The following is a 12,375-nucleotide window of genomic DNA, read 5'->3' on the forward strand; positions in this document are numbered from 1 at the left end:
AAATAGAATAGGTGGTTACAAATTCACCACAATGGTGTTAGTCACTGTTGCACCTTTGTCATCCATCACTTTAATTTTCACTTCATGTTTTCCAGAGCTTGGGAAAATGGCGGTGAAGAGTTTGCCACGTTTTATTTTTCCATTCGGCAGGGTCCATTCCGTATCGACAATACGCCCATCGCTATCGCTGCTGGTTGACCACATCGTTACCCAGCGTCCAAGGTGGATGTACTTAGCACTGGCTTGCGGTAATGCGTTAGGCACTTCAACCTGTGTTGTACGCGTAGTGGTGTTGGTTGCGCCTTTATCATCCGTTACGGTTAGGCTTACTGTGTATTGCCCTGCTTTGGTGTAGCTCCAGCTTGGCGCCATTTCGCTGCTCATTTGGCCGTTACCAAAATCCCATGCGTAACTGACTAGCTCGCCATCTTCATCATGGCTGTAGTTGAGAGCACTGACAGATAAACCGTCGGTTTTAAGCTCAAAGTTGGCGACAGGAGCTTGGTTTTGTTCGCTGACTTTTGATAAGCGAATTACGCCGTACTCATTGTCTTGGCCTTGGTTGAGGATGTCGATCATCAAGCCAAATTCCGTTAACTTACGCCCAGCATCTGGTACTAATGGTGAGCTGTAATCCGCGCCATCAGAGAAATTACCATTACCGATTAAGCTTGTGTCTTCGAGCACATCACCATCGGCAGCGACTAAACGTAGAGGTGTTTGATCTTGCAATGAGAAGGTTGCATCTCGCACTTGGAAGCGCGTTTGTGCGGCCTCACCAGTTTTTGACCAAACCAATGCGTTTTGATCCGCATCGACGACACCTAACCAACCTTCACCTGGGTGGTTACCTACCCAGTTATCCGTGTAAGATTCATCCACATACCATACCAGTAGGCCGGGTTCGAAAGTCATCAACTGGCCCATGCGTTTGATATTGGCTAAGCCTTGGTCGACGTCATTGTGGCTACGCCATTGCAGTAAATAATAGTGTGGCGCTTCATGGAAGCCATTGTTGGTGGTGTAACCTTTAAAGGCGAAGGTGGATGTTCCTTCGGCATCATCAATAAGGGTTTGCTGCCCGTCGACCTCTAACTGTAGGTTATCAAGGTAAAGACCTTCCATGGCTAAGCCGCCATCAGTGACATAGTCAAAGCTGAGTGTCACTTCTTGGCCTGCCCATTGGGAGACGTCAAATATCGCATCAACCCAGCCATCCGACTGACCAGCAATAGCAGGTACAAGCCCTGTATTGTACGGGTCATCCATGGTGGTGATGTTACCAGCAATCGCTTTACCATTGATCAGTACGCGTGCAAAGTCGTAGTCTTTTTCAATCTGATACCATGCTTTAAAATTCAGCGTAGCTTGTTCACCTGTAGGGATAGAAAGCTTACGAGACATGCTATTTTTCAGATCATCGCCGCGGTTTGAATAAAAAGCGGACGAACCTTGATAAGGCTTCACCCCATCAACACGCTTCAGTGGTAAATCAATCTTCACCATATTTGGTCGAGCATTGTCAGTGGTTTGGAATAGGGTAAATACGCGAGGATTTTTCTCTAACTCTGCAATCGAAATTTGATCGTCATTGATCCAACGACCACCGACCGCTTTTTGTAAGAACTGTTTAGACCAAGAGCTGAATGCCGTCGGTTGTGTTCCGCCAATTTTTCCGGCCCAACTGCCAGAAGACATGATGGACCAATAGGAAACTGGCTCACCTTTACCTGTGTATTGAGTATCGTATTCGTCAGGCAAACCTAAATCGTGGCCATACTCGTGTGCGCAAACCCCAGCGGCCGCATCAATCGGTTGCATGGTGTAATCAAAGGCGGCATATTGGCCGTTAAAGCGATCTGGAAGCGTACTTTTTGTGCCTTGAAGGACATAAGGTTGGCCGAGATTATAACGGTGGGACCATATGGCGTCAGGTCCAAGCACACCGCCGCCGGCTTCTTCACCAACGGATGCATGGAACACCATCAAGTGATCGATTACGCCGTCCGGTTCGCGGAAGTTGCCATTACCATTGTAATCGTAACGATCTTCAATATCGTAATCGGCCAGATTAATACTAGGGTCTTGCGCCAGTTGGTTCAGTGCTTCGCGTACCAACTCTTGCGCATTCATATCTTTGTCTGTTGTTGCCGAGTTGCCCCCGTAAAACGCGGCGTTTTTAGACGCGCGATACCAACCTGCGGCTTGCCCGGCCACACTGTAGCTTTGCCCAGACTCGCTTTCATAATACTGACGCATCGAGATGAAATTTTCTCCATTAGGGCCTGCATAGCCCGCATCGGAAAAAAGCAGATCTTGATAGTGAGGTGGATTGTAGCTGGCATAGAGCATTTCAGTATGCTCTTTGGTCAGGCGGTTATCGTTCCAAGGTAAATCGGGAAAATCAATTAAAAGCGCTAATACCTTATCGGTGCGTTTGGTGCTGATATCGAGAGCAAAAACGCTGGCTTTTTGCTGGCCTTTTTGTTTTTCAATGGTCTTTAATACGCGTGCGCGTTGTTCAAGAGCTTGCTTACCAAATTGGGCATCGCCGTGGAAACCCGATTTGATTTTCTGCTCTAAATAACGATCCAAGGCATCGCGCTTGACTGCATCGGTAGCATTGGCATCCACAACACCGTTACGCACTAACATTTCAATGAGTTTATCTTCATTGACTACCCCTAAATCAATCGGGGTGTGCGCATAAGCACTGACGTTAAATAGTGTTACCATTGCTGACGCAAGCAAGGTTTTCCTTATGTGTTTCATCTGCTTTCCTTATTTTTCTTTCTGTATTTATGGTATTAACAATTTCACTGAACTGATTTCCATACGACTGAGCGCTATAGAGAATAAATGGCTTTCATCGCCATAAAATAGAATTCATGGACGCAATGAGTGGCTGGTATATTCTTATCTAGGCAAGTTTTCTGAGTGTTATTCAGTGAAGATTGAACGGGTGATTTAGTCGCTCTTCGGCGGAGAAATACACGTTTCTTCTTGATGAGTTGTCGAATTAAGAGACTTTTCTTTGTGGTGTTTTCTTTGTAGATAAAGGGCAAGTGCTTGTTGTTGCTGTTCTGATGTCAGCCCTTCACATATCACACCTCGTTCGATTAATGAGGCGAGCAACCGTTCATCATCAACTGAAGATTGAGCAAGGCTAATTGATGAGTAACTAATTAATAAAAAATAAATTAAATGTTTCACAGTATATCCATATAATGTGTGAATTATTCGTAACAATCTATATATCAGTCATACGCATAGCAAGTGTAAATAATTGTTGTTTTGAAATAACATCATATTTTAAACATAACTAGTTAACATTTGGTTTGTTTTTAATTGATAAATATGTTGGTTCTTTATTCTTAAATTTAGAATTAATAATTGATGGATTTGTATTTTATTCTTAGTGATGAAGATGAAATTCTTTAGATAAATAAAGTGATAGGTTAGAATTCAATCGAAAGTGAATGTTGGGTCAAAACCAACAATGACTAATAATAGGTTTAGTATTTTTAATAATATGAACTTTGCTAAAAGATGATCTTAGTTCAATAAATAATTCATCATTTAAGCCTGCATTTAAGAGTCATTAACTTGTGGCGTTGATGAGCCAAGTGGCAAAGGTATCGTTGCCTGGACACCTTGCAGCCATTGAGCAAACGTGCTTTATTGAAATCAGTGACTGATTATTTTGGAATGTTTGCATTATGTGCCGCTGGCTCGCCTACCAAGGAACTCCTATCTACCTCGATCAACTGGTTTATCAACCGGAACACTCTCTCGTGCACCAAAGTTTAGAAGCGCGTAAAGCGGTCACCCGTGTCAATGCTGATGGGTTTGGATTGGGTTGGTATACCGAACGCACTACACCCGGGCAGTTTCATGAAGTCTTACCCGCTTGGGGAGATGAAAACCTGCGATCCTTAACGCATCACATTCGTTCTCACCGTTTTATGGCACATGTGCGTTCGTCCACCGGAACGCAGGTTTCCCGTTCTAACTGTCATCCGTTTATTTTGGATCACTGGATGTTTTTACATAACGGGCAAATTGGTGAGTTTGAAAAAGTGAAATTCGCCTTAGAACGGCAGCTACCGGAATCGCTATACGTCAAGCGTGTTGGGACAACGGATAGTGAATTGATTTTTTTATTGATGATGAGTAATGGGTTACGCAGTCAGCCAGTACAAGCCATTACGACCACGATTGGTCAAATTGCGCAGGCTTTGGCGGAGAAACAGATAGTCACACCTTTTAAAGCTTCGATTTGTATCTCTGATGGGCAAGATTTTTGGTTAGTGCGTTATAGCTCTGATGGTAATCCGCCGACCGTGTTTAGTAAAAGCGAAGGCGATAATATGGTGGTTGCGTCAGAACCCCTTGATAGTGAAAGTGGTTGGCAAATGATTGAGCCGCAAACCATTACTCATGTGATTGGCACTCAATGTACTGTGTATCCGATCACTTAGTTAGTGGTGGAAAAATTAGTAATGTATTGATATATAAGATCTATTGGTTAATCGATTGCTCTCTCATGAGAGCAATTCTTTTTTGAAGTAAGATCCTGGTTTCTGTGCATCAAGTTTCATTTTTTTGATGTGATTCTGATATAAATCGCGACTCATTCATTTCTATGATCTATAGAGAGTCGTTACTATGCGTATTGCTCCGGTTCCATCTATTCATTCCCCTCGTCTCAAACCTAACGCTTTACTATTGGCATTATCGTTAGCAGGATTACCGTCTTTTTCTTATGCATCAGATGCCTGCCAGTTTAGCGATATCACACAAGCACAAGAGCCCATTTTAGCGATTAAAAATGCGCAACCAGCCTGTTATAACTCGTGGTTTTATACCGATAGTAAAGCCATCTTGGGTCTATACAGTGAAAAGAATATAGACAGCATTAACCGAGCGCTGGCGTTAGAGGTTTCGCAATATCAAGGAACGGAAGCACAAGCCAAATCTATTGCTAATTTGGGGGAGTTTATCCGTGCCGCTTATTATGTGCGCTATGGTGTAAAGCAAGAGTTTGGCGATTATTCAGATCAATTGAGCAATGCGATTGCGGATACGATTAACCAGTTTATGTTATCGCCTTATAGTTTGAGCTTAGGTCGTGAACAAGTGGCGGCCATGTCGAGCTTAACGTTAATGGTCGATAACGTGAAACGCCTACCTTCAACGATGGCGAATTTCATCGTGTTATTGGACGCCTTTAACCCACAAACGGCGCAAGATGTGCAGTTTGTTGATGGTTTAAATAACTTATTTCGATCCATGAGCGGCCATGCTTCGCGTGACGATTTTTATCAAGACATTGAAGCCCATCCAGAATATTTGGAGACACTGTATCGTTTTGCCACTGAGCATGATTGGGCGTTAGGAACCGATGCCGATTTCATTTTGTACAATGCGGTGCGTGAAACGGGGCGCTTACTGGTTAGCCCTTACCCAAACACCAAAACTCGAGTCATTGCGATTTTAGAAAAAGTACTGGAGCGTTACCCGCTGGGTGGACGTAGCGATAAACTCTGGATTGCTGCGGTTGAAATGCTTTCTTACTACGCGCCAGAGACATTGGAAGCGCTTAATTTAACGCAAGCTAAGCAGCAACTTGAACAGCGTATCATGCCAAATCGCCATCAATGTGATGGGCCTGCTATTATCCGTTCGCAAGGCTTAACACCACAACAAGCAGAGCAAGCGTGTGAAATTTTGAATGAGAAAGAAGCCGACTTCCATGCCGTTGCCAACACAGGTTTCACGCCCGTGGCCGATGATCTCAATCAACAAGTGGAAGTGGTGGTATTTGATAGCAACGAAAGTTATGTCAGTTATTCCAACTTCTTGTTTGGCAATACTACCAACAACGGCGGGCAATACCTTGAAGGCAACCCGGCTGATGCCAACAACACAGCGCGCTTTGTCGCTTATCGATATGCGCAGGATGAGGCGTTGTCTATTCTCAATTTAGAGCATGAATATGTGCATTATTTGGACGGACGCTACAATCAATACGGTTCGTTTTCTCTCAATTTAAGTGAAGGCTATATCGTGTGGTGGTTGGAAGGCTTCGCTGAATACATGCACTATAAAAAAGGCTACCAAGCGGCGGTAGACTTAATTGCTGAGAAAAAACTGAGCCTCACGCAAGTGCTAGCCACTACTTATCAAAATGACACCAATCAAATTTATCGCTGGGGCTATTTAGCGGTTCGTTTTATGCTGGAAAACCATCCCAATGAAGTGGATCAACTGCTAGCGCTATCACGTAGTGGTGATTTCAAAGCATGGGCTGAGCAAGTGAAACGGATCGGCAAAAGCCTAGACAGCGAATTTTCAACTTGGTTAGACACTTTGACAACGGACAGTGGTAATCCAGACGATCCGACTGTGCCGCCAATTCAACCAGAAGACACGATGAATCATTTAGCGTTAGGGCAAAGTGTTACCTTGTCGGGTGAGCAGTACAGTGAACAACTCTATTATATTGATGTTCCAGATAATATCAGTGAATTGTCGATTAATATTAGCGGTGATGGTGACGCCGATCTTTATTTAAGTTATGAAAAAATTGCGCATTATTATGATTATCAAATAACAAATTTTGAACTGCATAGTAATGAAACAATTGCACTAGAAAAACAAGCCAATGGTACCGTTTTACCGGGTCGCTATTATTTTAGTATTACGGGTAGAGAAGCTTACCAGCGTGTTGAATTAAATACGAAAGTAAGTTACGCCATTACCGATAATACGCAAAAGCCTAGTGATGATTTAGCACCTGTTGTTCTCGAAAATCGTCAGCCAATGACGTTGGGTATTCATCAAACTCGCTATGCAGCGATTTATGTACCAGAGGGAATGAACAGTGTCAAAGTTTGGCTCCAGCCTATTGATAAGATGGCAGCCCACAATGTTGATCTTTATGCAGAAAGCGAGCACTGGCCTACATTGACTCATTTTGATCAAGCGTCTAAACGTGCTGATAGCTATGAGTATATTGAACTGCCAGTAACGCAAGCGGGCTATGTCCATTTCATGCTTAATGCACAGCAAGCCAATAGCCAAGTTGAGCTCTATGCAACTTATGAATAATTAATGAATAAAAAGAAGTGTAAAAGCACTTCTTTTTATTAAAATCATATGATTAGCCAGAAAAGTAATAGCTATATTAACATTATGTAATTTAATCTTTACTTAATAATAATTTGATCTTGTGGGAAGAATATAAATTAACACTCTATTTATTTCTTGAAAGAATAGCATTCGGTGATATTGTGTTTTTATGTAGAGTTATTACTCTATGTTGTAATTAAAAATATTAAGGGTTCATTATGAGATATATAACACCCGTTTCATTACTGCTTGTGGCCACTATTATGGGGTGCAACTCAGAAGAAGCGACAACCAGTAGCACCAGTCAATCCAATGCTGATGCGATTGCACAGCAAAAAAGAGCGTTAGCACTGCAACTGAGTGAAAGTTACGCCGAGCTTGAAACCACACTTAAAACTGAAATCAGCGCGCAAAACCTATCCATTTCTGTTTCCACTTTGTTTGAAGAGCAGCCTGATTCCGATTTTAGTCAACAGATGGTTGTAGCGGACGCGCAAATTCGTTCAATGAAAGGCATTGAGGATTTTACTGAGCAATTGCTGCAACTGCGTATTGCCGATGCGTCGATGATTAAAGAGTGGCAAGAAGGGCAAAGCCCGTTGTTTGCTTTTGAGCCCAAAGGTAATGATGCGTCTTGGCAATATATTGAAGCGTTTGATGTGTACGGACAGGTGCATCAACTGGATGTATATCAAATGCCAGATGTACCCGTTTTCGTGGTTGATAGTAATAGCGAAGTGGAATTGCGCGCAGGCTTACAAGCAATGCGTGCACAGATGAACGCATTGGGTCAATCGACCACATTGACCACAGTAGAAAGTGGTAGCGTCGCCGCGCAAGCGATGGCCCGCAGCAGCGATAATAGCGCTGAGCCTATTTCCACCACAGTACTGAAAAAAATTCGTTTAGCGGATGACAAAGAACCGTGGATCTCTGGAGCGGCTGAAATTTATGCGATTGTTACAGGCATCAATCCAAGCCGAGATGAGCCGACCATTGACTTAGTTGAAATGCCTTATTTGGATTACGACAAGCAAGATTACTTCCCAAATCAAGTGATGATCCAATGGTCTCGTTACCGTTGGGGCGCAGCCGATCTTATCTTGATGGAGCAAGATGATGGTACCGATTATAAGGAGCTGGCTAAATTACTCGTCAAAGTAGCGGAAGAAGTGCTGAAGCTTATCCCTGATCCAGAAGTGCAGGCGTATGCGATTATTCCGCAAATCACGGGCAAGATCATTGATGCGATTCCCGATGGTTTACTGGTCAACGACGACGATTATGTCGATGTCTTTTACACTTTGATGCAAGACACCAGCTATGTTGATCATCCTGGAGCGAGTGGTAACGCAGTGGCCACTTTTGAACCTTTGACGATTAACCCGACACGTCCATAACATTTCTCTCCCCCTAGAAAGCGAGCGCGAATCTCTTATTAGCGCTCGCTTTTTCATCATTCTTGCTGCTTCTGATCATCATGGCCGATTTTGATGTGAATAGGGTTGCTTGAACGACGGTCAACGATTATATTACCCGAACTTAATGCGAATGCTTATCAAAATCTGTCGCAGTTATTTTAAATGGGAACCTATATGAAATCGTTGTTTAGTTTGGCAGCACTTGGCTTGCTTACCTCTTTTACTCTCAGTGCTAAAACCGTTTCTGTGGAGCATCAACTCGGTACCACGACGATCGAGCAAAATCCGCAACGTGTGGTTGTCATTGGTTTGGGTGCGTTAGATACGTTAGATCGCTTTGGTATTGAACCTGTCGCGGTATCGAAAGTGACTGAACTGCCGAATTATTTAGCGAAGTACAACAGCGATACATACGCACCTGCCGGTTCTTTATTTGAGCCTGATTTCGAAACCATTTATATGCAAAAACCGGATGTGATCGTGATTGGGCCGCGCGCCGCAACCAGTTATGACGAGCTATCTAAAATTGCACCAACTATCGTTTTTGCAGCCGATGCAAGCCAAGGCTACTGGCAGAGTACACAACAGCAGTGGCGTAATCTAGGCAAAGTCTTTGCTATTGAAGACCAAGTGGAAGCCAAAATTGAAGATTTAGATAAGCAGTTTCAAGCACTTCGTAGCTTTAATCAGAACAACCAAATCGATGCGCTCACAGTGATGAGCTCTGGCGGTAACATTACCGCTTTTGGGCCTGAATCACGTTTCTCGGCGGTGTATAAAGATTTTGGATTCAAAACGACCGTCGATAGCATCAAAGCGACACGCCATGGCGATCTAATCTCTTATGAATTTATTCGCGAACATGATCCTAAAACCTTATTGATCATTGATCGTGATACGTTGGTCAACAAAGGGCAAAGTCATACTCGCCAAGAGTTTGAAAATGACCTGATCAAAGCGACTACGGCTTACAAAAATAAAAGCATGGCGTTTTTAGACCTTAATGCTTGGTACCTATCCATTTCTGGTGTGACTGCTACAGAGCAGATGATCAGCGACGTTAGAAATGCTGTACACATTCACTAATTTGCCACAAACAAGCTGAGGTTAGCTTTGAAAAAGTTATTGCTTGCTTTGTTGGTAGTCAGCCTATCTTCACTATTTGTGGGGGTAGGCAATCTATCACTAATGGCATTACTGCAAGGGGATGCCCATGCTTGGCAACTGCTCTTTACCAGTCGTTTGCCACGTTTGTTGGCGATTGTTTTAGCCGGGGCAGGGCTCAGTATCGCGGGTCTTATTATGCAGCAAATCAGCCAAAACCGATTTGCCGCGCCTTCTACCTCCGGTACCATTGAATGCGCCATGCTGGGCTATGTGTTGAGCTTAGTCTTTTTTGGTCACGGTGAAAGCTTGTGGCTTATTTTCTCGGTTTCGATTGCGGGCACTTTGCTGTTTGTGCAACTGATTCAGCGCGTGCAGTTTAAAAATGCCATTTTTGTCCCTTTGATCGGTATTATTTTTGGTAATGTGGTGGAATCCGCCGCCTCCTTCATCGCTTACAAATACGATGCGATACAAAACCTTTCTAGCTGGACGGTAGCCAATTTTGCCAATTTGCTGAAAGGGGATTTCGAACTGCTCTATATTGCGATTCCGGTTGCCCTCTTTAGCTATTTGTATGCGGCGCGAATTTCGGCCGTCGGCATGGGTAAAGATTTTGCTGTGAACTTAGGGCTTAACTATCAACAAGTGCTGGTGATTGGCGTTTGTTTGGTGTCGGTGATGTCTGCGACGGTTGTGATGATTGTCGGTCAACTGCCTTTTTTAGGGTTGATTGTGCCTAATTTAGTCAGCCACTATTACGGCGACAACTTACGTAAAAATATCCCTCGTACGGCCATTTTCGGTGCGTTATTGGTGCTGCTATGTGATTTGGGCGGCCGTTTGATTATTTTCCCCTATGAAGTGCCGATTTCGATGATCATCAGTATTCTCGGTGGCAGTGTATTTATTGTGTTGCTGTTGCGAGGTCAACGCCATGGGTAAGTCTGTATGTGCGAGCATCATTTTGCATGATCATACCAAACTGTGGTTACTGGTTTTGGCTTCTCTGCTTTTTGCTGGGTTATTTATTGGTGTTGGATTGAACGCCGACAACTATCACTATTTTCTTTCTCGTCGTGTACCCAAAGTATTGGCGATGGTGTTAGCGGGCATTGCCATTGCGCAGTCTTCTCTAGCATTTCAAACCATTACACACAACCGAATTTTAACGCCCAGCATTATGGGGTTTGATTCACTCTACCTGTTTGTGCAGGTGTTAGTGGTGACTCTTTTTGGTGGCCTAAGTAGCTACGCGCTTAATGCTTACCTCAATTTTTCGTTGTCCGTTGCTGCCATGTTGCTCTTTTCTAGTTTGTTGTTCGCTTTTTATTTTCGTAAGCAGCAGAGTAACTTAATGGTGTTGTTGCTATTAGGAGTCATTCTGGGGCAACTGTTTTCCAGCATTTCCTCTTTTTTGATCATGCTGATGGATCCGAATGATTTTTCATCGGTACAGTCCAATATGTTTGCGAGCTTCAACAACGTGAAAGTGGAACTTGTGTATTGGGTAACACCATTACTACTGCTGGTTTGCTTTGGCCTGTTTCGCCTGCATCGCGTGTTGGATGTTTTATGGTTGGATAACGATAACGCGGTCAGTTTAGGGGTGGATGTACGCCGAGTGACGCACCATGTGTTGATGCTTAGTGCGGTATTAATTGCTATTTCTACAGCTTTAGTTGGGCCCGTGATGTTCTTTGGCTTATTGGTCACCAACTTAACGCGTGAGTGGTTTCGTTCATACCAACACCGAACCTTATTGATTGGTTGTTCCGCGATGGCGGTGTGTGCATTACTTTCTGGTCAATGGGTGGTTGAAAAAGTATTCCAGTTTGAAACAACGCTGAGTGTGGTGATCAATTTCATCGGAGGCCTCTATTTTCTCTCCCTCCTTTTACGTAATAAAATGGTTTAATTTCATATGATTCAGCTAGATAAACTGACTAAAGTGTTTGGCCAACAAGCCGTTGTGGATAAGGCCTGTGCGCAGTTTGAAAAAGGCAAGGTCACTTCAATTATTGGCCCTAATGGCGCAGGGAAAAGTACCTTACTGTCGATGGCCAGCCGTTTGGTTAGCCGTGATAGCGGTAAAGTTTGGATTGAAAGCAAAGAGCTGGTTGAGTGGGATACTAAAGCGTTGGCTAAAAAGCTATCAGTTCTGCGTCAAGCCAATACTCTGACCATGCGTTTTACCGTGAAAGAGCTGGTGGCTTTTGGCCGTTTTCCTTATTCGCAAGGTAAATTAACGGCCAACGATCATGCGATGATTGAGCAATCGATCGAATATCTTGATCTTAAAGCGATAGAAGATAAATACCTCGACGAACTGAGTGGCGGCCAACGCCAGCTGGCCTTTATTGCCATGGTGATCGCCCAAGATACCGATTACATCTTTCTCGATGAACCATTGAACAACCTCGATATCAAACACTCATTGCAGATCATGGCCACTATTCAGCGTTTAGCACATGAGTTGAATAAAGCGGTGGTCGTGGTGATTCACGACATCAATTTTGCATCCTGTTACTCCGATTCCATCATTGCGCTGAAACGAGGCCAAGTAGTAGCAACTGGCACAGTACAAGAGGTGATTCAATCGTCGGTTTTGAGCGATATCTATGAAACGCCGTTCAACGTATTAGAAATAGAAAGCAAGCGTATTTGTATGTATTACACCCATTGATGCGGTTTAACTGCCGGTGTGCGTAACGTT

The 12,375-nt window shown here is 43.6% G+C and carries 9 protein-coding genes; 7 read left to right on the forward strand and 2 right to left on the reverse strand.

Features of this window, described 5'->3' with window-relative positions:
- Positions 1-15: 15 nt before the first annotated feature.
- Together AACT23_RS13080 and AACT23_RS13085 are read right to left on the reverse strand one after the other, a co-directional pair.
- Positions 16-2,772 (reverse strand): immune inhibitor A domain-containing protein, encoded by a 2,757-nt coding sequence (locus AACT23_RS13080; protein WP_094126770.1) that lies wholly within the window; start codon positions 2,770-2,772, stop codon positions 16-18.
- A 195-nt stretch (positions 2,773-2,967) separates the two neighbouring features.
- Positions 2,968-3,213, reverse strand: coding sequence for a hypothetical protein (locus AACT23_RS13085; protein ID WP_094126772.1), 246 nt, complete (start codon positions 3,211-3,213; stop codon positions 2,968-2,970).
- Between the two features lie 506 nt (positions 3,214-3,719).
- On the opposite strand from AACT23_RS13085, the gene AACT23_RS13090 reads away from it, so the two are divergent.
- The 7 genes from AACT23_RS13090 (at position 3,720) to vctC (ending at position 12,345) form a co-directional block, all read left to right on the forward strand.
- Positions 3,720-4,481, forward strand: a complete 762-nt coding sequence (locus AACT23_RS13090) for a class II glutamine amidotransferase (RefSeq protein ID WP_019282661.1) — start codon at positions 3,720-3,722, stop codon at positions 4,479-4,481.
- Between the two features lie 187 nt (positions 4,482-4,668).
- Positions 4,669-7,113, forward strand: a complete 2,445-nt coding sequence (locus AACT23_RS13095; RefSeq protein WP_094126774.1) for a M9 family metallopeptidase — start codon at positions 4,669-4,671, stop codon at positions 7,111-7,113.
- Positions 7,114-7,352: 239 nt separating this feature from the next.
- On the forward strand, positions 7,353-8,534 hold the full coding sequence (locus tag AACT23_RS13100; protein WP_017045107.1) for a DUF3103 domain-containing protein: 1,182 nt from the start codon (positions 7,353-7,355) through the stop codon (positions 8,532-8,534).
- Positions 8,535-8,729: 195 nt separating this feature from the next.
- Complete coding sequence (locus AACT23_RS13105) at positions 8,730-9,641, forward strand: siderophore ABC transporter substrate-binding protein (RefSeq protein WP_217899551.1); 912 nt, start codon at positions 8,730-8,732, stop codon at positions 9,639-9,641.
- A 27-nt stretch (positions 9,642-9,668) separates the two neighbouring features.
- Positions 9,669-10,604, forward strand: coding sequence for an iron chelate uptake ABC transporter permease subunit VctD (gene vctD, locus AACT23_RS13110; protein ID WP_026027432.1), 936 nt, complete (start codon positions 9,669-9,671; stop codon positions 10,602-10,604).
- A 22-nt stretch (positions 10,605-10,626) separates the two neighbouring features.
- On the forward strand, positions 10,627-11,577 hold the full coding sequence (gene vctG / locus AACT23_RS13115; protein ID WP_026028604.1) for an iron chelate uptake ABC transporter permease subunit VctG: 951 nt from the start codon (positions 10,627-10,629) through the stop codon (positions 11,575-11,577).
- Positions 11,578-11,583: 6 nt separating this feature from the next.
- A complete protein-coding gene (gene vctC / locus AACT23_RS13120; protein WP_013868453.1) occupies positions 11,584-12,345 on the forward strand; it encodes an iron chelate ABC transporter ATP-binding protein VctC in 762 nt (253 codons plus the stop codon).
- Positions 12,346-12,375 lie beyond the last annotated feature (30 nt).

The organism is Vibrio sp. V09_P4A23P171 (assembly GCF_963875615.1).
Lineage (GTDB): Bacteria > Pseudomonadota > Gammaproteobacteria > Enterobacterales > Vibrionaceae > Vibrio > Vibrio anguillarum.